Annotated in this window: 15 protein-coding genes; 6 read left to right on the top strand and 9 right to left on the bottom strand. The window is 43.4% G+C overall.

Features of this window, described 5'->3' with window-relative positions; translation table 11 throughout:
* Window positions 1–56 precede the first annotated feature (56 nt).
* Window positions 57–2501 (top strand): glycoside hydrolase family 2 TIM barrel-domain containing protein, encoded by a 2445-nt coding sequence (locus ABTV71_RS15165; protein WP_433900106.1) that lies wholly within the window; start codon window positions 57–59, stop codon window positions 2499–2501.
* Window positions 2502–2592: 91 nt separating this feature from the next.
* Here ABTV71_RS15165 and ABTV71_RS15160 read toward each other — a convergent pair whose 3' ends face one another.
* Entirely contained in the window at window positions 2593–2958 is a 366-nt protein-coding gene (locus tag ABTV71_RS15160) for a response regulator (protein ID WP_121126212.1), read from the bottom strand.
* Window positions 2959–2966: 8 nt separating this feature from the next.
* Window positions 2967–4514, bottom strand: coding sequence for a PAS domain-containing sensor histidine kinase (locus ABTV71_RS15155; protein WP_433900105.1), 1548 nt, complete (start codon window positions 4512–4514; stop codon window positions 2967–2969).
* A gap of 281 nt (window positions 4515–4795) precedes the next feature.
* Between ABTV71_RS15155 and ABTV71_RS15150 the strand changes: the two genes are divergently transcribed.
* Window positions 4796–5254, top strand: a complete 459-nt coding sequence (locus ABTV71_RS15150; RefSeq protein WP_433900104.1) for a GNAT family N-acetyltransferase — start codon at window positions 4796–4798, stop codon at window positions 5252–5254.
* Window positions 5255–5357: 103 nt separating this feature from the next.
* Here the strand turns inward: ABTV71_RS15150 and ABTV71_RS15145 are convergent, their stop codons facing one another.
* Both ABTV71_RS15145 and ABTV71_RS15140 read right to left on the bottom strand, forming a co-directional pair.
* Window positions 5358–6674 carry a hypothetical protein gene (locus ABTV71_RS15145; protein WP_433900103.1) on the bottom strand — a complete coding sequence of 439 codons (1317 nt, stop codon included), beginning with the start codon at window positions 6672–6674 and terminating at the stop codon, window positions 5358–5360.
* Window positions 6675–6787: 113 nt separating this feature from the next.
* Complete coding sequence (locus ABTV71_RS15140) at window positions 6788–7039, bottom strand: sigma factor (RefSeq protein ID WP_121126146.1); 252 nt, start codon at window positions 7037–7039, stop codon at window positions 6788–6790.
* Window positions 7040–7129: 90 nt separating this feature from the next.
* On the opposite strand from ABTV71_RS15140, the gene ABTV71_RS15135 reads away from it, so the two are divergent.
* Window positions 7130–8197, top strand: coding sequence for an alpha/beta fold hydrolase (locus tag ABTV71_RS15135; RefSeq protein ID WP_433900102.1), 1068 nt, complete (start codon window positions 7130–7132; stop codon window positions 8195–8197).
* Window positions 8198–8643: 446 nt separating this feature from the next.
* The gene (locus ABTV71_RS15130) at window positions 8644–9144 is read left to right on the top strand and encodes an RNA polymerase sigma factor (RefSeq protein WP_433900101.1); all 501 of its coding nucleotides are present in this window, start codon (window positions 8644–8646) and stop codon (window positions 9142–9144) included.
* Window positions 9145–9352: 208 nt separating this feature from the next.
* On the opposite strand, the gene ABTV71_RS15125 is transcribed toward ABTV71_RS15130, so the two are convergent.
* The 5 genes from ABTV71_RS15125 to ABTV71_RS15105 all read right to left on the bottom strand — a co-directional run bounded on the left by ABTV71_RS15125 (window position 9353) and on the right by ABTV71_RS15105 (window position 14286).
* Window positions 9353–10237, bottom strand: a complete 885-nt coding sequence (locus tag ABTV71_RS15125; RefSeq protein WP_121126143.1) for an SDR family oxidoreductase — start codon at window positions 10235–10237, stop codon at window positions 9353–9355.
* Between the two features lie 272 nt (window positions 10238–10509).
* Window positions 10510–12705 carry a hypothetical protein gene (locus tag ABTV71_RS15120; protein WP_433900100.1) on the bottom strand — a complete coding sequence of 732 codons (2196 nt, stop codon included), beginning with the start codon at window positions 12703–12705 and terminating at the stop codon, window positions 10510–10512.
* Window positions 12706–12833: 128 nt separating this feature from the next.
* Complete coding sequence (locus ABTV71_RS15115; protein WP_433900099.1) at window positions 12834–13232, bottom strand: hypothetical protein; 399 nt, start codon at window positions 13230–13232, stop codon at window positions 12834–12836.
* Window positions 13233–13281: 49 nt separating this feature from the next.
* The gene (locus tag ABTV71_RS15110; protein WP_121126140.1) at window positions 13282–13779 is read right to left on the bottom strand and encodes an adenylyltransferase/cytidyltransferase family protein; all 498 of its coding nucleotides are present in this window, start codon (window positions 13777–13779) and stop codon (window positions 13282–13284) included.
* 18 nt (window positions 13780–13797) lie between these two features.
* On the bottom strand, window positions 13798–14286 hold the full coding sequence (locus ABTV71_RS15105; protein ID WP_121126139.1) for an adenylyltransferase/cytidyltransferase family protein: 489 nt from the start codon (window positions 14284–14286) through the stop codon (window positions 13798–13800).
* Between the two features lie 196 nt (window positions 14287–14482).
* On the opposite strand from ABTV71_RS15105, the gene treY reads away from it, so the two are divergent.
* Both treY and glgX read left to right on the top strand, forming a co-directional pair.
* Complete coding sequence (gene treY, locus ABTV71_RS15100; RefSeq protein ID WP_433900098.1) at window positions 14483–18679, top strand: malto-oligosyltrehalose synthase; 4197 nt, start codon at window positions 14483–14485, stop codon at window positions 18677–18679.
* A gap of 3 nt (window positions 18680–18682) precedes the next feature.
* Window positions 18683–20803 carry a glycogen debranching protein GlgX gene (gene glgX / locus ABTV71_RS15095; RefSeq protein WP_433900097.1) on the top strand — a complete coding sequence of 707 codons (2121 nt, stop codon included), beginning with the start codon at window positions 18683–18685 and terminating at the stop codon, window positions 20801–20803.
* Window positions 20804–20812 lie beyond the last annotated feature (9 nt).

The following is a 20812-nucleotide window of genomic DNA, read 5'->3' as shown; positions in this document are numbered from 1 at the left end:
GAAACAAATCGCTATATCATTGATCAAGTTTAGCGCTTACGCTTGGAGATAAATTTATGTTGAAACGACTATTTCATACAGGATATAGCCGGATAATGAGCCTGTTGTTGCTATTGTTGGCAACGACAGGCTCTTCCATTGGGCAATCCAGGCAGGTTATTAATTTTAATCCGGGCTGGTGGTTTAAACTAGACAGTAGCCAGCAATATATCGATGAACAAAGAGGAGAGGGCTGGCGCCGCCTCGACCTACCGCACGACTGGAGCATCGAAATGCCATTCAGCGCAAACAGTCCTGCAGCTAGCGGAGGGGCCTACCTTGATGGTGGAATCGGCTGGTACCAAAAATCATTTAAGCTGGCTAAAGCTGACAGCGGACAAAGGATATTTATTGCATTTGAAGGGATATATGAAAACAGCGAGGTGTGGATCAACGGGCATTTTTTAGGAAAAAGGCCCAACGGTTATATCGGATTCGAATATGAAATGTCCCGCTATCTATACTGGGACGGTAGAGACAACCTGCTTTCAGTTAAAGTAAATAACAAGAACCAGCCAAACTCACGTTTCTATTCTGGATCGGGGATCTATCGGGATACAAAACTAATCATTCGTAATCCAATCAGCTTAACCAGCAACAGTACTTTTATAAGAGCCACCCAGCTCAATGAAAAGCACGCTGTCGTAAACCTGTCGCTGGAAATTGAACAGACCCTTAAGGAAGCAAAAACGATCACGGTGCTGACGCAATTGCTTTCGCCCGACGGCCTGCCTATTGCAAGTGAACATACAGTCTTGGCAAAATTCAAGACAGGGCTTCATCATATCCAGCAGCAGATATCCATTGACGATCCTCTTTTATGGAGTATTGAAACGCCGCAGCAGTATACGGCGCGCGTACAGTTGATTGCAGATGGCCAGGTGCTGGATGAACAAAACAGCAAATTTGGTTTACGTAATTTTAATTTTGATCCAGAACAGGGTTTTACGCTAAACGGGAAGCGTCTTAAAATCCGAGGCGTGTGTCTGCACAGTGATCTCGGCGCACTGGGTATGGCATTCAACCGGTCTGCAGCATTACGTCAACTACGATCCATGAAAGAAATGGGCGTCAATGGGATCCGTACATCGCACAACCCTGCAGCACCTGCATTTTTGGATCTATGTGACAGCTTGGGCTTTGTGGTGATGAGTGAAACATTTGATGTTTGGAAAGGGCACAAAAACCCGTATGACTATCATTTATATTGGGATCAATGGTACAGACGGGATTTTGTCGACCATGTCAAACGCGACCGTAATCATCCGTCGCTGTTTATCTGGTGCCTAGGTAATGAAGTTCAGGAGCAGTGGCATTCAAAACCGGATGGAATAGCTATTCCAATCGCTTTGGCCTCAATCGTAGACAGCTTGGATGGAACACGTCTGACTACCATTGCAAACAATGAACTTTCCAAAGCGAATCCGGTGCTGATGAGTTCAGCAGTGGATCTGATAGGCTATAACTACAACCATAAAAAATGGGCTAGTTTTCCAAAGGATCATCCCGGCAGAAAGTTCATCGTAACGGAAAGTACTTCTGCATTGGAAAGTCGTGGACAGTATGATTTGATTCCTTATGATTCTGTTCGCATGTGGCCCGAAAGATGGGATATACCTTTCGATGGAGGCAACAAGGATAAGAGTATATCGGCTTATGACCATGTATTTACGCCTTGGGGATCAGACCATCAGACGAGTTTGAGGTTAATGGAAAAGTACGATCATATCGCGGGCATGTATGTATGGACGGGATTTGATTACCTTGGTGAACCCACACCTTATACTTGGCCGGCAAGAAGCTCGTACTTTGGAATTGTGGATTTAGCAGGCTTCCCGAAGGATGTATATTATTTGTACCAAAGCGTATGGACAGCGAAGCCTGTCCTACATGTATTGCCTCATTGGAATTGGAAAAAAGGGGATATAATAGATGTGGTGGTTTACTTTAACCAAGCAGACCGGGTAGAACTTTATCACAATGGCAAAAAGATAGGCGATCAGAAAAAAGATTCCGACCGTTACGAAGTCGTTTTTAAGGGCATAGCATTCGAACCTGGTACGCTTGAAGTTATCTCTTATCAGCAGGACAAAAGAGTGTTAAGTAAAACAATCCGTACAGCAAAAAAGGAACAACGCATAGCTCTGATTGCAGAAGACAACTCAATTAGTGCCGCGATGAATGAACTTTCTTTTGTACATGCCTATGTTGTGGACGAGTTTGGCACTCTTGTTCCCGATGCAGCAAATAAAATTGATTTTGAGGTGGAGGGAGATGGGGCAAAAATTTTGGCGACGGATAATGGGAATACAACAGATCATACGCGTTTCCAGTCGACATCACGACGAGCATTTCATGGTAAAGTGTTGGTTATTGTGTCAAGTAAAAATAAAGGCCAAATTGTCGTAAAAGCGAAAAGTAAGGGGCTTATTTCAGGAGAGGTTCACATCAAAGTTGAATAAGGGAATTAGCCCTATTTTGTGGGTCTATTGGCAATGCTTTGTTATCTTACGAAGCAAAGCATTGCCCCACTTGTCCATTCGAATAATCCTGTTAATGACTTAATATTGTATTAATTTTGGAAGTAATGTCAACCAGATCAAAAGGTTTGGCAATAAATCCATTGGCACCTAAATCGTCTGCAATGGCCGCTCCATCGACACTCGCCGAAAGTATAACCACTGGCAAGTCTTTCACTTCGGGCGTATTTCGGATAATTTTTAGGACCTGATCACCCGATAATAGAGGCATCCATAAGTCCAATAACAAGATATCTGGCCGGTGCGTCATGAGCTGTTTAATCAGATTGGTACTGTTGATCTCGCATATCACATTAAATCCTTCTAATTCGAGAAATAGTTCAAGCATCTCTACTATTCCTTGGTCGTCATCACAGATCATTATTTTTCTACGCTCCATAGCTTTCGTCATTTATTTGTGATTGGTAATGTGAAATTAAATGTAGCCCCTTCTCCGGGTTCACTTTCTACCCATAGCGTTCCATTATGATTGGCAATAATCTCATGTGACACATAGAGCCCGATCCCTAATCCGGGAAATTTTTTCTGTATATGGCTGGCCCTGAAGAATCGTTCGAATATTTTCAGTCTGTCCTGATAATTGATGCCCATGCCGTAATCTCTTATGGAGATTTTTACAAAATTGGCAACTTTGTGCATGCTTACTTCCACCTTATTTGAATCGGGTGAATATTTAATAGCATTGGATAATAGGTTATTGAATACTTGGATGATCTGAAGCTCGTCCCCTTGGACAATAGCGCCTGTGGTGCCCGATAGCTGGATCTCATAACCGGGCACAGCGAGCGTAATATTTTCAATTGCCTCGCGGATTGTTTGATCAATATTAAATGGCTCCATATGCAATTCGATATGACCAGACTGTATTTTTGAGGTATCCAACAGTTTAGTGATCAACAGATTCAAGCGATCGACATAGGCCGACATCTTATCGAGCGTGCTCACAAACTTGTCATTCGAATGATCTGGGCTCATACGTTGTAAAATTTGAACCAGACCTTTAATCGTCGTGAGAGGCGTCTTGAGCTCATGGCTAGCAATGGACAAAAAATCGTCTTTTCGCTGGTCTTGCTCTTTTTTCTCCGTAATGTCTTCGAAAGCTATCAATATCCGATCTTTGTAATGCCCCTCAAATTCAATGCGATAAGCATTTAATAGCATCACTTTACGGCCTATATGGGGAAATACATTGTCAACCTCGTAATCAATAACAGGATTGTTGGTCGGTAGGATCTGGGTCAGGAGCTCTTTCAAAGAATTGATATTCCACTGTTGCATCCCAAGTTCAAAGAGAGGTTTTCCTAACGTTTCTTCGGAGGAAACCTTAAAAGAATTTAAAAAATGTTTATTCGCACTCAACACGATATAATTGGCATCTAATACCAATAAACTCTCCCGGACAGTCTCAATGATACTGGAGAGAAAAATTTCCTTTTCCTGTAATTCTTTTGTTCGTTCCTGTATTTTAAGTTCAACATGTGCTTTCTCTTCCCTAAGGTCGTACTCGGCTTTCTTGCGCGCCGTAATATCATTTTGTACGCCTATAAAATGGGTGACCTGTCCCGCTTCGTTTTTAACAGGAGATATAAAAAGCTCATTCCAAAAAAGTGTACCGTCCTTGCGGTAATTACGAATTTCGACTTTACATTCTTCACCCCGCTGAATACTTTCTTTTAAAAGTTGGCGTTGGTGCTGTGAACGATCCTGAGCCTGCAAAAAACGGCAATTATGCCCAATAATCTCATTGTGCGAATAGCCACTGATAGTTTCAAATGCTTTGTTGCAATAGATAATCGGATTATCGTGTTGCATATTATCTGTAATAATAATGCCTGAATAGGCAGAATTCAAGGCTTTAAGATAGAGATCGAGATCATCGCTCGAATTATAAATGGTATGTTTCGATTTATCAATATATGTGTTTTTTTCTTCCATATACGTTTAAGACCCTAACGAATTAATGTCGTACAATTCAATTTTAATTTGGAAATTAAATGCAAACCATATGCCCTTTTTTTATCGACCGTATTTTATATAAACAAAACAGGTATTTATCCCCAAGACATGTTCTGTAACAGAATATACAATTCAGGGTAATTTACAGACAGCTGACATTTGTGCCGTTCATTGGGTTGCTGATTTTTGTATATTGCGTTATCCGCTATTACCCCAAATTTACGCAGATATCATTGCACGTTAGAAAAAAGACATCAGGAATGAATTTAAAAATTAGACAGGCACAGGAACATGAAATAGATGTATTATTGGAATTTGAACAGGGAATCGTGGCAGCAGAACGCCCGTTTGACGATACATTGGAACAAGGTGAAATTCACTACTACGACCTGCTGGAACTCATAAAATCACCAGAAGCAGAAGTATTGGTCGCTGTGGTCGGCAGTGAACTTGTCGGATCTGGTTATGCGAAAATAGTTGATGCCAAGCCGTATCAAAAGTTTGCCCGATATGTGCATTTGGGATTTATGTATGTAAAACCAGATCACCGCGGACAAGGGATCAATAAATTGATTCTGGAAGCATTGTTAAGCTGGGCAAAAGGAAAAAATATCTCGGAGGTGAGACTTCAGGTTTATGATCAGAACGACAGTGCGATAATCGCCTATAGTAAAGTCGGGTTTAAGCCCAATTTACTGGAGATGAGAATAGAAATTTAGAGATTCCACGTGCAGGAAGTGTGGCCGCCACTGTTGCTTAAATTGCGATTGTGATCAGATCCATGCAATCCACCGCCCGGATAAGGTATTCAGCAATAAATCGCTATTCGCTATTACAACGTCTGCTTTCAAATTGTTCTGTATCAACTTTGTGTTCTTCGAAATTCTTTAATACCAGTATTTTTATTTTTTCGAACTGTTGCGCCGATATCCCATCCTGTTCTTTTGCAACCATATAAAAATAGGTCCCGCGGTATTTTTTAAGTATCGAGCGAACGGAGGCAAAGTCCATATGATCGAGGATTTCTGATTTCGGTTCTCCGGCACGCGGTATTGCAATGGAAGTACTGTACCTGATCGGTCTAAAAGTCGAATCCACGACTTTCTGGCTAAATGGAGAAGGCAGGGATTCTTTGGGGTTATATACCGTGAGGTAAATCGGTACGGTCAAACTATCCTCCCGGCTGAATATACTTTTATTCATCACGGCATAAAATTTTTCTGCAGTATTGACAATCGTCAGATCATAGTTTACACTATCGGGGTGTTGAATATACTGTTCCAACAGTTTATTATCTTCGGCATGGCGCAGGCCGATCACATTGATTTCGGCACCGTAAGGATCCCGGGGAATATCGGGTCTAAACACCACCGTAGCGCGGGGGTCGTTGGTCCATAAAAATACCGGTCCAAAAGTAAGGGCATACACTGCAGCAACATCTTTGGCTTTTAACACATTAGTTTCATAAGTCTTTTCCATATCGAGGATCGCGTCTCGAAAACCCGCCGTTTCTTTATCCCGCTGTTGCTGAATAAAATCAGCACCGCAAGTACGAAAAAGCATTACGAGTGCAAATACCGCCGATATCGGAATGGCAATATATCTGTAATCACGTTTTTTAGATTCTTCGATCTGGGAGACGAGGCTTGTTGCGGTATTTTCTCCGGGATTTCCGCCCTGAGGAGCTAGAGCCCGTTGTTCCAGATGATGCAGAAGCTCTTCTCTGAATGCGGCAAAGGTAATGGCCTCAACGGCGGATTTGGGATGATCCGGATTGAATAACCAGACGAGCTTTTTTCCATTGTTGAGTTTGATCCGCATGGAGGGCGGAGGGGCTTGAAGAAGACCATAGGGCGGTATACTGTGGATGTCCTTATATAGAACCCGTCCATAACTTAAGGATGTAAATCCTTCCTTATCCAGGGTAATGGTATCTATCGCTTTGGATTTTTTGACAAAACGCCAGACACCGAATACCATCAGGCTAAGCATCAGAACAATATTGGGCCAAAAGATCCATTGTACATAATCCATGAGCCATACCGTCAGGAAAATGAGTCCGAATGGTATTCCAATGAGAACAAGTAGCAGATAGAGAAGTCCACTGTTATTCTGGTATTTGAATGTATATTCTTTCATCGTAAGTCCTTTTCGAATTAACTATCTATTTATGTTGGATCAATGGCCTAAAACTACGACAAATATCCACATGGAAAAATCCATGAAAACAGGGATTTAATAGCCAATGCTATTTATCGCTCCCGCTCTTTGAGGTATTCGATCATCGCATCCAAACTCTGCACTAATTTTTCGCCTTCAAATCCGACCTTACGAAAACGAATCGTCCCTTCGCCATCAAGGATACGGCTGATGACAAGATTGCGTACCGAGGCAAAGAGAAAAGTTTGATAAGAATGCTGGATTTCCAGTCGGTCCATTCTGTCCCAAAGATTTGTAAAGATCTCCTGTACTATGTCGCCCAATTTATGTTTTATTTCAACAATGCGCTGTCCTAAACGGCTATATCTTAGCCTGACAGTAGCAAATCATGTAAAACGCAATAATTTCGTTAACTTTAGCAGAAAGTTTTATTTTTGATACATCCTAATTTGTCCATGATTCGTGTCTGTCATTTCATTATCGGTTACCTGCTTTGTATTTCCATCGTGTATGCGCAAGAGTCAGATTCCTTTCTCCATAAAAAATATATACGTGACAGAAATACTTTCGAGACATTTGAAAACGGTCATCGGCGGTTTGTTCAAACAGCCAACCACCGGATTGCATACCTGAAGTGGGGACAACAAACCGACAAGGTGTTTATTTGGTTACCAGGAAGCCTTTTGTCGGCCTATGATTTTTATCCATTTGCAGAAAACTTGGTTAAAGCGGGATATTGCGTACTGTCCATTGATCATTATGGTCATGGGCTGACGAAAATACCCGAGCAAGATTTGGATTTCTGGGATTTTGCGGACGACCTTGCTGCGGTCATGGATGATCTGCACATTAAAAATGCTGTTATCGGCGGATTTTCCAGAGGCGGCTATATCGCAACAGCTTTCCATGACCGCTATCCGGATCGGGTGCGGGCCCTCGTGCTGGAGGATGGCGGTTCAGTCCCATTTAAATCGTTGTTCAAGAGGATGAATATCGCTCAAAAAGAAGCGTTTTTCAGATCGGTGGAACCGCCGGCAGAAGTCAAAAAACTACTATTTGATGTCTATAAATCTGATTTTGAAATCTATAGCAATATCGCGCAGCTGGATGGCTCAGCGCAGCAATGGCAAATCTTTGGATTTATCAAACATCAGGATGGAAATAGCCTACTATATAAAGGACTCAACGCCTATATGCATATGCAGGACAGTGTTCAGTATGTACAGTTGTTAGAGAGGCCCTTTGAAGTGAGCCGATACGCTTCTTCCATAATGCGTGTAGATCCAATAAAAAGCTATCGCTCGTTGCGTGTCCCGATGTTAATCATTGACGCTGTTGGTAAAGGTGATGCATTTGATACACGGGCCGAAAATCAACAGTTAAAATCCATGCACCCCGAACTGGTACAGCACCGACTGTTTGACTGTGCTGATCATAACGTCCACTTTGCCTGCCCGGGAGATTTTCTGAAAGCGCTGCTAGCTTTTCTGGCGACGCTTTAATAGCATACCAAAAAATCAAAATACCTCGATAATTATCCTTCTGAAGAGCGCGCTGCATACCGACAAAAAGTTTGCTTTATTTCAACGGTTACATTATATATCCACGACAACCTCATGGACACACTGTCCTTTTTTTTAACATAACACACGAAAAAGAACTCCGCTGATTTCTTTCCTGCCACGTACTTTTAGCATTTCGACATGATTTACTACCTAATTATCTTTTATCCTAATTAGTTAATTTATAGGCAATATATAACAAAATTGTTTCAGAATATAATCAGTACCGACTTAAATGCCGCGGTTTACCTGTAAAACGTATTTCTACGTTTTGTCACAGTAGAAGTATATTTTACAAAAAGGGGTCGGGATACTAGCACTCTTATTGATACGAAATGGCAGGATCAACCTTTAACAATGACATTATAAACAAGAGAGGAAAAGTTATGAACGATTACAATTTAAATGTACTGATCAAGGAAAAGCGAGGATTATTAAACCATTTTGCCACCAAATTCACAAATGACCCAGATGAAAAGGAAGACCTTATTCAGGAAACCTGGATCAGGGCACTAAAATCCCTTGACAATTTTGTACAACACCCTAAATTAATGAGCTGGCTGTATGTGATCATGAAACACACGTATATCAATAAATACCGTAAGGCCAAACGGGTAAGTGAGATTCAGGATACGTATATTGGTTTGGAGGGAGCAAATAATGTGGTGCATAACAATGGGGTCAATAAATTTATGGCTGAAGACATTGAAAAAGCAATGTGCAGCCTAACCCCGGAAAACTATGAAATCTTCCGGCTGTTTTTGGAGGGCTATAAATACCATGAAATAGCGAGTTACTTTAATATGCCGGAAGGCACCATAAAAACACGGATTCACATGTCCCGAAAGAAGTTACAGAAACAGCTAAAGCTTTATAAATTGAATTAAAAAAACTGCTCCTTTTTAATAAACTGAAGCCAAACGTATTGACGTTTGGCTTCAGTTTATTTCGTTGGCAAATTGCTGCTGCTTCGCCGGCTTCGCTTTCCACCCAAAGCGTTCCACCATGATTAGTAATGATCTCATGAGGTACATACAATACGATTCCCAATCCTGGAAATTATCTGCTCAAATCTTCCGATTGAAAAAGAAAAGTTTAAATTGCAATTTTACCCCCTGTTACCGCGATTGTGGCTCCGGCGATATAGCTACTGTCCTCTGATGCCAAGAACACATACGCGGGCGCAATTTCCGCGGGTTGAGCAGGCCTTTTAATTGGACTATCCTTGCCAAAATTCTCAGGTTCGGGCATGGTGGACGGAATTAATGGTGTCCAGACAGGTCCGGGAGCAACAGCGTTAACACGGATACCTTTATCTTGTTCGAGCAGCATTTGAGCTAGGTTGGCTGTAAAATTTTGAATAGCCCCTTTGGTAGCGGCATAATCTAATAAAACGGCATTTGGATGATAAGAATTGACCGATGCGGTATTAATAATAGAACTGCCCGGTTTCATGAAAGGCACAGCAGCTTTACATAGATAGAACATGCTCCTAATATTCGTTTCAAAAGTACGATCCCATTCTTCAGCAGTCAGCTCTTCCAGCGTTTTATGCGCCATCTGATACGCAGCATTGTTGACCAGTATATCGATTCCCCCTAATTCACGGACACATAAATCAATTAACTCCTGACAATAATTTTCTTTTCGCAGATCTCCTTTTGAAAGCAAAGCCCGGCGACCTTCCTTTTCCACGAGTCTAGCAGTTTCAGCTGCATCTCCATCTTCGATGTCGTAGCCGTAATTAATAACCACATCGGCACCTTCCCGCGCATAAGCAATGGCGATGGCTCGACCAATTCCCGAGTCGGCGCCGGTAATAAGCGCTTTAGCATCTTTTAATCGCCCGCTACCTCTGAAGCTTTCCTCGCCATGATCGGCTTGTGGTTTCATTTTTGATTCGGTTCCCGGTACTTCCTGTTCTTGTTTTGGAAAGGGAGGAGTGGGATATTTCGTGTGTGGATTCTTAAATAGTGTCATAATATTGATTCTTCGTGTAACATTTATTTCGTTATAAGAACCCGTAGAAAACCTGAATAGTTCAATAAAATAAAAGATTCTCAAATTATGGCGTGTCAACCATAGGTTTGGCATAATGGGACAAAAACTCAACAGATAATTGTTGATTCCTCTACGGCCACAGGCGTAGCGACTGCTTGATTGTCACCCATATTTTCTGGTGCCTATGCCTCATTGATACTGTCAGCTGTCTCTGTGCTATCTTTATTGGCGCCACTGCCACAACTTTGAGCCTATTTCCAGGTTATCCGTACCATACCGGTACCAGAGAGCTCGAATTGTCCGGGTGCTTTCTCTTTTGCAGGATGATAAGTAGATTTAACTTTCTGTGCTATCTGAATGGAAGGAAGGCGGTTCCCGGGCAGCCCAAGGAGCCGCAGCTCGGCCTTTAGCACCTCGCTTCCCGCAAGAAGAAAGGTAGCTGAATTTTTACCTCTTCGAAAATTCGTTATTGGATAATCAACAAACACGATAGCATCCAGCTCCGGTATTTTAAAATATTGTCTCGGAACTAGTGCAAAGGCAAGGCCCGCTCCGTACACTTCCTGACCAACTGTGCCGCTTTTTTCCCAACCGTCGTGGATATCTTCGAGCGGGATCCATAAATCTCTTTGAATTTCTCCGGTTTTCACTTTTTCGGAAATCATGTCAACAGTTAATAGAGGCGGAAAATAACAGGCCAATCGCCCAATGGCATATTTAATAAACTCGGGAATAAGTATCCTTAATGCTGGCAGAATTTCAATTCCACTGCTGGCCTCGAGGTAATGGTGTAATGCAGCAAAAACCTCCAGTTCCTCATAGGCAGCGGTATAGGGTGCATCATTTAAGGGGAAAACGGCAAAGAAGTAAGGAAAACTTTTTCCGTAGCCATAATCGCAGTCCCAGATCTGGCAGTTTTTGAAAACGCCGGCGAGGCAGCGGTAACTTAATCCGAGGTACTTCGGCTCGCCGGTTTCCTTGTACATCTCTACTAAGGCCGCGGCGGCAAAAGCAGTATTATTGGCTTGATAAAAAATATCAAAAACTAAGCCATCCAAGCTTTCCAATGCCTTCTTAGCTTCACGGATAAAGCGTTTTTCTCCGGTCAGCTTCCAAGCCATAAGCATGATATGTGCATAGGATCCCGGTACATCTTTCTCGCCTCCTTTACCTGGAGCAGTTTCGGCTTTTAATACCTCTAATGTGGTCATCTTATAAAAAACGGGCCAATCATAGTCAAAGTGTTTTGCCACCTTAATAGCATAATCGACGGAGTCCAGAAACAATCGCTTTGCGGTGTTGTCTCCGCGCAGCGCCAATCGTGAAAGATTTAACAATGGATGATGCAGATACCAGGAATCCATGACCATCTCCCGCTTCTGTTCTTCGGATTTATCGAGATCATCTTCAAGTGCCGGGTGCCAGCGTACGATGCTTTTGATCCGATCGTCGTAAAATACACCCAGTCCACACTCAAGGTCGTCCAAAAGAGGATGGGTATCGCCACTCCAGGTCAGGTATTCCTGTAGCGGCAATAAGACGGCTAGCTGAACCATGATCTCGGAAGGAGTTTTATAATCGCCTACATAGGCATTAAGATAAGGAACTCCATTGGTCTGTGTCCAGCAACCTTTGTTTGTATACAGATCGTCCAGCACTCTTTTTGACGTAGCGATCCAGTCATGGGTAAGCGGTTCGGGCCGGGGTAGTAGCGTGTAGATGGTTGATAAATAACTGAGGTATTGTGTGGCAACCTCAGTCTCCTTTTCCGGAGTTTCCTGCGTCAATAGCACAAATGCATCTGATATGATGTATTCGGTCTCCGAAGGAAGCGGTTTCTCCGCATTGACAGGAAACTGAAACCCGAGTTCGGGCCAGCTCCCGCCGACTGTTTCACGGAGTGAAACTTCCGTCGCCTGACAGTATGGCGACATCGCTGTAAGATTCTGAAAATAATAAACCGAACCCACAGCTGGTTTTGTCATACTGAAATAAAGCTCCCCGGATCGGGCGCCCACCTGATGGGTGTGAATTGTACCGGCTGTATTTTCTATTCGACCATTTTCGGTAAGGGGCACGATATCACGCGGCCAAAAGGGGATCAGTAGGGGAAATTTACCCTGAAAACTGGTCGTATAACGAAACACCGCTTCCTCGCTCTCCGGAAGAGATATAATAATCCGGTAGTAACCTAATCTCGTGGCTGCAGTCACCAGAACTTCATCAATAGCTTTGCTAACGGTGATTTTTTCAAAATCACTATTCATGCCAAAAGCGAGTCTAAAAGCGATACGCCCACCCTTTGGCCAGCTCACAACCAGCCAGAGTGAATCTCCGGTATTGAATAGTGTCAGCGTGTATGCATGCAGCATGAGTTCGAAGATAGGCTTGCTGCTGGCGATATCGGACTGGACGGTTGCTGTCCATGGTGTTACTGGATGTATCATAATTTATAAATTAATACACTACTTCAGTTTTTATAACACGCACTGTAAATTAGCGATGTAATTATGCCTATCGGCATGGCAAAAGCTTTTAATTTTTACTATGCGAAATGGTGGTATTATAAGCGTCATCAAGTAATTTGGATAAGGGGCGGGAAATATGCCATATCTCTAATCAATGAAAACAACGTCGATGGATCTGAGTCCACCGAAAAAAGAGCGCTTACAGAATCTCTGCAGTGCTGTGAGGGTGAAAATTGCTGATTGTCAACCAGCAAAATAATCGGTATAGAAGGGAAATAGGTACGGGTTAACGCAAAAAATAGGCCGCTATCTTTGTAAACAATGCGGTAATCTAAAAATAATAACGCTATATCTGGCGGATAAAAAAATCTGCTGCCAACCGTTTCAATAGAAGGCCCTTCAAGTACAATCCTTGCAGGGCTTTGTGGATCATGTTCAAAAAGTATGCGGTAGGCGCATCGCAGCTTACGTACACTGGAAATAAGGGCAGTATTGATCTTTTCCATAGCAGTAAAGTATTTACTTTCTGATTGATTGTATTACTGTTAAAGCGGCTCATCTGGGGGCGGCGGTCACCTTATTTACTAAATCTGGGTGGACGGGTTCATACTGATCTACCGAGAAAATTTTTTTAGCTTTTGTCCGTTCTTTTTCACTGACGATCTCGCGCAGGGACTGACTAGAAAAACGATTTTTGCGTTTCGTATAAACGATTTCGATTCCTTCCGCAACGCAATAATCCCGACCTTCAAAATCACGTGTCTTATAATCTTCACTGACAAATATTCTGTGGATCGGAAGAGACTGTAGCATATCTGAAATATCATCGTCGGACTCGTAAGGAATGATCTCATCCACAAATTGACAGCCTTCCAATTTGATAAATCGTTCGACCATGGTCTGTGCAGCCACATAGCCAGTTGTATCTTCTTTCTTAACATCCGTTTTAAGTCCTACGATTAAATAATCGCATTGACGCTTTGCTTCTTGCAGTGCGACGATATGGCCGACATGCAGCATGTCAAATACACCAAATATTATTCCTATAATCATTTCCTATTATTTAATTTATTAAGCATTTCTTCTTTGTAGCGGATAATTGCCTGTGTCATTCAGCTTGACCACAGCACCTTGCACATGCTCTTGCTTCGTAGCAATAATCTTGCGGAGCGACGAACTTGAAAACCGGTTTTCGCGCCTATTAAAATATAATTCAATGCCTTTCTCCTCGCAGTATTGGCGTCCAGTAAACGCTTTGTCCATATACTCATCTCCCAGTATACGCACATGGATTTTGTAGGAACGCAGTACGTCCTCCAGATCTTGCTCGGTGGCGTAAGGGATAATCATATCGACGTGTTTACAGGCCTTAAGTTGCATATAGCGTTCAAAAACCGTCTGTGTCGGTTTGTTTTTCTCTGGGCGGTCCAATGTGGGATCCGTTTGTAGGCCACATATCAGAAAATCACACTGCTCTTTGGCATCCTCTAGCATTTTAATATGACCTGCATGTAAAAGGTCAAAAGCAGAAAATGTAATTCCTATCTTTTTCATCATCATATTGCTCTTAAAGTTTTAAAATCTATGTTGTTGTAGGAGAAGAACGCCGCATAAATTGGAATCGTTTTAATTTTAAATTATTTTTTTAACATTTTGACATTCAGTAGTTAAGATACTAACAGATGTTTTTTAATGGATAAATCGAACTAATTTCAACGGGAAGCGTTCTGATGTAAATTAAAAATCAAGCGAAGCCATGCATGCAAAAGGACTAGAATCTACTTACCCGCATACGACCTATCGGATCCAATTTCATAAAAATTTTAATTTTACCCATCTCGAGAACATCCTTCCGTATCTTCAGCAGCTGGGTGTAACGATGATTTATGCCTCACCGATCTTGACATCTACGCCTGGGAGTGGTCATGGTTACGACGGTACGGACATGAACCAGTTAAATCCTGAACTAGGCACACTTGCAGACCTGCAGCGTATCCGCAAAAAACTCGATCAATATGGGATCAAATGGCTCCAGGATATTGTGCCCAACCACATGGCCTTTCATACTGAGAATACCTGGTTAATGGATATACTTGAATTTGGTAAGGCCTCAAGCTACAGTAGCTATTTCGATACTTGTTATCATGGTCATATGTTTGCCCCGGGCAAATTAATGGTTCCGGTCTTGACAATGGAGCTAAGGCAGGCGATTGTGGAAGGTGAGCTGGCTTTAGTGCAGCATGATGCTAAATTATACCTGCGGTACGGAGATGATCGCTACCCCCTTAGTCCTGAATCGTATTGCAGCATTTTTGCAGATCACCTGAAAACAGTGCATAATGACTTCAATGGATTTCTGATTCGAGTTAATACTGCACAGGCAAATGGAAATCAGGAAGAATGGGCGGAGCTGCGCGGAATAATATTTTCGCATGTTCCGAACCCTGTGCTTGACCGATGCCTTGAAGCTATCAATAATTCACCTGAAAGCTTACAGGAACTGGCAGATGCTCAATTTTATGAACTTTGCCCTTGGTGGGACACGCAACAACGTATCAATTATCGTCGTTTTTTTACCATCAATGGACTGATTTGCCTGAATGTACATGAGCCGAATGTGTTTGAGCAGACGCACCAATTGGTGCGGCAACTTGTTCGGGAAGGTTTAATTGACGGTGTACGTATTGACCATATGGATGGATTGTATAACCCAACCCAGTATCTGACAGACCTACGCGCATGGCTGGGTGCTGGATGTTATATTGTCGTCGAAAAAATACTGGAACGGGATGAGGTTCTACCGCAGATATGGCCCATACAGGGGACAACTGGCTATGAGTTTTTATCCGCATGCAATAATCTCCTGACCTGTGCGAAAGGCAAGAAGAAACTAAATTCCTACTATAAGCAACTTCTTAATGAACAAAAGCCCCTGAAACTGCAACGGCTGGAAAAGAAAAAGTTGATCCTTTCGGAGTATATGCAGGGGGATGTAGCCAATCTCGTGAATTTGTTGGCAGATTTGCTTGACGATAAATCTGAGCTGAACAGAAAGCGTCTAAGAGCTATCGTACAGGCATTTTTGGCTAATTTTCCAGTTTATCGCATATATGATGATCGTTTTCCATTATCGCGGCAGAGCTATCGGATAATCGCCAAAATTTTTAAAAGGCTGAGTGCTGATTCTAATTTGGACCCGCGTACTTTAGCCCGAACCTGGGCCCTTTTCAAGATTGCCCAGGAGAGTGATAACCCGGCTTATAGAGCTCAGATAACGCAATTTTTGTTACGTTGCATGCAATTTACCGGTCCGGTCATGGCTAAAGGTATCGAAGATACGTTGATGTACACGTACAACCGCTTTATTGGTCACAATGAAGTCGGAGACAACCCAGGTAACTTTGGCATCAGCATCGGCCAATTCCATAAAGCGATGGAAAAACGCCAAAAATACTGGCCGCTTTCATTGAATGCCAGCTCAACACACGATACAAAGAGGGGGGAGGATGCGCGCTGTCGGCTTTCGGTACTCACGGCCATGGCCAGTAAGTGGACCAAGCAGGTGCAGATCTGGCAGGACATGGCCTGGAATGCATATCGTCGTGATCTTCCGCATCCCAATGACGAATATTTTATTTACCAGACTTTAGTGAGCTCCTATCCTTTTGGTGTACCTCAGGCAGAACCGGAAGAAGCATTTGAAAAACGATTTTTGGATTATCTGGTTAAATACCTGCGTGAAGGCAAAGAACGATCAAGCTGGGAAAAACCCAATGAATCCTATGAAGCTCTTGTGAGCGATTTCGCGCGTTTTCTGCTGGACAAAGAACGGCCTTTTTTTACCAATTTTTGTCAGTTTATGCAGGAGATCATAGATTATGGAATTATAAATTCCCTTGTCTTGCAGGTACTAAAATTTACCGCCCCAGGTGTGCCTGATATCTATCAGGGGGCTGAATTATGGAATCACAGTTTTGTCGACCCTGACAACCGAAGACCTGTTGACTATGCATGCCGCCAAAAATTACTGAATGACCTTGATACACTCCCTAAAAATCGTAGGCTGGAATCACTCTGGTGCGAACGGCAGAATGGCGCCATTAAACTAGCCCTGATTAGTAAACTGACCGAGCTTCGTAAAAGCTGCCCAGCATTATCTGCCCAAAGCAGTTATATAAAACTGAAGGTCGTGGGTGCGTATAAAAAAAATATATTGGCCTTTGCGCGTAAATATGGCGATGATTGGCTGATAATAGTTGTTCCGTTACACTTGGCAGCGATCGGTAAAGCATCGCACTTTATTTCGGGCGCCTTTGACTGGCTGGACACTACCGTACAGCTGCCGACAACACATCCATTGAAGTGGAAGCATTGGCTGGCGGCGGTAGAAGGGGAGGAAACGGAGATCGCTGTCGGAAAAATACTGAAAAATATACCCCTGGCAATTATGCAATATAAAGAAAAACCGAAAAAAAGAAGTGCCGGTGTCTTGATGCATCTCAGTTCACTGCCCGGAGCCTATGGTATCGGTGACATGGGATCCGAAGCTCGTCGTTTTGTCGATCGGCTGCAGGCAAGTGGTCAGTCTTGGTGGCAGATGCTACCTTTGGGGCCAACAGCAGAAGCGCAGGGGCATTCTCCCTATAGCACGCTCAGTGCCTGGGCCGGTAACCCGCTTTTTATTGATCTGGATGCACTGGTTAAACAGCAATGGCTGACAAAAAAGGAGTTAAGTATAGCCAAGGTATCAGATGCAGGTATGATTAATTTTCAGACCGTCAGCGAAATAAAGTATCAGTTGTTGGAAAAAGCTTATACAAGGTTTTCTGTCTACAGTAGCGCATTTGATGATTTCTGTAACGATGAAGCCAGTTGGTTATCGGATTTTGCCTTGTTTATGGTGTTAAAACAGCAGTATCATAACCAGCCTTGGTACCAATGGCCCGAAAAATATCGCGCGCGGGATCAGGAAGCGTTGGATCTGTTCGAAAATGAGCATGCTGATCAGATTCGGATGGTCAAATGGTGGCAATATCTTTTTTCTCAGCAGTGGAACGATCTCCGTCATTACTGTACCGACCGTGGCATCCGCCTGTTGGGCGATATGCCTTTTTATATGAATTACGACTCAGTGGACGTATGGGCACATCCTCATTTTTTTGCGCTGGATGAGCAACGTAACCTATCTTCAATTGCCGGTGTACCGCCAGATTATTTCAACGATCAGGGGCAGCTGTGGGGCATGCCTGTCTATCGGTGGGGGGCACTTAGAAAAGTGAAATACAACTGGTGGATCGAGCGATTGCGGCATAGTTGTAGACTATTTGACCAGGTTAGATTGGATCATTTTCGTGCTTTTTCGGCCTACTGGGAGGTCCCAGCCGGAGAACAGACGGCACAAGCGGGAAAATGGTCTGCGGGACCGGGAACAGATTTTTTCGATCAGCTAAAGGCCGAATTAGGGTTGATGCCTTTTGTCGCTGAAGATCTTGGTGATATAGATGCGGCAGTGTACGCGCTACGTGACCGGTACCAACTGCCGGGAATGAAGGTGCTGCAGTTTGCTTTTGGTGACGATATGGCGCGTTCACCGCATATCCCACACCAGTACGAAAACCATTGCTTCGCCTATACAGGTACACATGACAACAATACTACGCTTTCCTGGTATAATCAGGAAATTGATCAGCAGACACGCAGGAGAATAGACAACTATTTAGGAATGTCCATGGATACTTCAATGATAAATGTATCCTTTATCCGGATGCTATATGCCTCCATCGCCGATACGGTCATTATTCCCATGCAGGATTTGCTGGGTCTGGATGGTTCATCGCGCATGAACCGTCCGGCCAGTACGGCTGGCAACTGGCTCTGGCGCATGGAAAAACAGGCCTTTCACAAAAAATTGAAAAAAAAACTACGTCATTATACACAACTATACAATAGATAATTCATGATGGAACCAAAAATTTATACAGGATCGCCATATCCGCTAGGGGCAACATTTGATGGTAAAGGCGTAAATTTTGCGCTATTTTCAGAACATGCCGAAAACGTTGAGCTCTGTTTGTATGGTGACACGGAGGAAACGGTGGAAATTGCCAAAATCAGCTTAAAAGAAAAAACTCATCAAGTATGGCATATTTACCTGGAAGGACTTAAACCTGGGCAGCGCTATGGTTATCGCGTACATGGGCCTTATGAGCCCCAAAAGGGGCACCGGTTTAACCCGAATAAATTACTGATAGATCCTTATGCAAAGGCAATATCAGGTACCGTACAATGGAACGATGCCCTCTTTGGTTATGCTATCGGCGATACAGTTTCGGATCTGAGTTTCAGTGATACCGACAGTGCGCCATATGTACCCAAATCAGTTGTCATCGACACTGCCTTTGACTGGGAAGGCGATCGGCCGCCAAGTATACCCATGCATCAAACTGTTATTTACGAAGCCCATGTCAAAGGATTCACGGCCCTTCACCCGGATATCCCCGAAGAAATCAGAGGCACGTATGCTGGCATGGCCCATCCAGCGGCAATCGCCTATCTAAAAGAAATGGGGATAACAGCCATTGAGCTATTGCCTATCCACCATTTCCTGACCGACCGACATTTACAGGATAAAGGCCTCAGCAATTATTGGGGATACAATTCCATCGGCTTTTTTGCCCCGGATGTGCGCTATTCATCCAATGGGACACATGGTGAGCAGGTAACCGAATTTAAAAATATGGTAAAATCGTTGCACGCTGCCGGAATTGAGGTCATACTGGATGTAGTCTATAACCACACAGGTGAAGGGAATGAAATGGGCCCCACGCTTTCCTTCCGCGGAATTGACAATGCCGCTTATTATCGTTTAGCGGAGGATGAACGATTCTACATGGATTTTACGGGAACGGGAAATACACTCCATGCACGCCAGCCCAATGTATTGCGCATGATTATGGACAGCCTGCGGTACTGGATCCAGGAGATGCATGTCGACGGCTTTCGGTTTGACCTGGCCTCTGCTCTGGCCCGCGAACTACATGATGTGGACAAACTGAGTTCTTTCTTTGACGTTATCCATCAGGATCCCGTTATCTCACAGGTAAAACTGATTGCTGAACCCTGGGACATTGGCGAGGGCGGTTATCAGGTGGGGGAGTTTCCGCCGGGATGGGCCGAATGGAACGGAAAATACCGAGACTGTATACGTGATTACTGGATCGGCGCAGACAGCATGATCGGTGAATTTGCCAATCGTCTTACCGGCTCTTCAGACCTGTACAGAGGGGATAATCGCACACCCTCAGCCAGTATCAATTTTATCACTGCCCATGATGGTTTCACGCTGAATGACCTTGTTTCCTATAATGAAAAACACAACGAAGCGAATGGCGAAGATAATAACGATGGAGACAATCACAACCGCTCATGGAACTGTGGTGCCGAGGGTCCCACCGATGACGCTGAAATCAATAGCCTGCGGGCAAAACAAAGACGAAATCTATTGACAACGCTTTTTCTTTCTCAGGGGGTACCTATGCTGGTGGCCGGGGATGAATTCGGCCGTACGCAGCAAGGAAATAATAATGCATATTGTCAGGATAACGCTATTTCATGGCTTGATTGGGAAAAAATGGATATTTCCCTGCTCAACTTCACCAAGTCATTGATTGCTTTCCGACGGGAACACCCATCCTTGTGCCGGCGTAAATGGTTTCAGGGAATGCCCATCCGGGGCACGGGACTGGAAGACATTGTCTGGTTCCTTCCGGATGCAACCGAGATGGACGACTCCCACTGGCAGAATGACTTTGCCCGGTCACTGGCCGTGTTTCTAAACGGTCAGGGTATTCGATCTTTTGATCACAATGGCGAAAAGATTACGGATCAGCATTTTTACCTTATTTTTAATGCCTATTGGGAAGATGTTGACTATAAGCTTCCGGATCATAATTATAGTTCCAGCTGGTCCAAAGTGTTGGATACAAATAGGGATACCCTAACGGAACATAAGACCTTTGCAGCAAACGAAATTGTGGTGGTTCCGCCACGCTCTGTATTGGTATTTATATCCGCCTAAATTAAAGTC

The sequence above is a fragment of the Sphingobacterium puteale genome, assembly GCF_050986225.1.
Classification (GTDB): domain Bacteria; phylum Bacteroidota; class Bacteroidia; order Sphingobacteriales; family Sphingobacteriaceae; genus Sphingobacterium; species Sphingobacterium puteale.
Note: the sequence above shows the minus strand (reverse complement) of the source record. Positions and strands in the feature narration are given on the sequence as shown.

Coding starts and splice junctions, on each gene's coding strand:
- ABTV71_RS15120 (WP_433900100.1), bottom strand. CDS start 12,705: ATGATACATCCAGTAACACCATGGACAGCAACCGTCCAGTCCGATATC.
- ABTV71_RS15110 (WP_121126140.1), bottom strand. CDS start 13,779: ATGATTATAGGAATAATATTTGGTGTATTTGACATGCTGCATGTCGGC.
- ABTV71_RS15105 (WP_121126139.1), bottom strand. CDS start 14,286: ATGATGATGAAAAAGATAGGAATTACATTTTCTGCTTTTGACCTTTTA.
- ABTV71_RS15165 (WP_433900106.1), top strand. CDS start 57: ATGTTGAAACGACTATTTCATACAGGATATAGCCGGATAATGAGCCTG.
- ABTV71_RS15150 (WP_433900104.1), top strand. CDS start 4,796: ATGAATTTAAAAATTAGACAGGCACAGGAACATGAAATAGATGTATTA.
- ABTV71_RS15125 (WP_121126143.1), bottom strand. CDS start 10,237: ATGACACTATTTAAGAATCCACACACGAAATATCCCACTCCTCCCTTT.
- ABTV71_RS15145 (WP_433900103.1), bottom strand. CDS start 6,674: ATGAAAGAATATACATTCAAATACCAGAATAACAGTGGACTTCTCTAT.
- treY (WP_433900098.1), top strand. CDS start 14,483: ATGCATGCAAAAGGACTAGAATCTACTTACCCGCATACGACCTATCGG.
- ABTV71_RS15155 (WP_433900105.1), bottom strand. CDS start 4,514: ATGGAAGAAAAAAACACATATATTGATAAATCGAAACATACCATTTAT.
- ABTV71_RS15130 (WP_433900101.1), top strand. CDS start 8,644: ATGAACGATTACAATTTAAATGTACTGATCAAGGAAAAGCGAGGATTA.
- ABTV71_RS15160 (WP_121126212.1), bottom strand. CDS start 2,958: ATGGAGCGTAGAAAAATAATGATCTGTGATGACGACCAAGGAATAGTA.
- glgX (WP_433900097.1), top strand. CDS start 18,683: ATGATGGAACCAAAAATTTATACAGGATCGCCATATCCGCTAGGGGCA.
- ABTV71_RS15115 (WP_433900099.1), bottom strand. CDS start 13,232: ATGGAAAAGATCAATACTGCCCTTATTTCCAGTGTACGTAAGCTGCGA.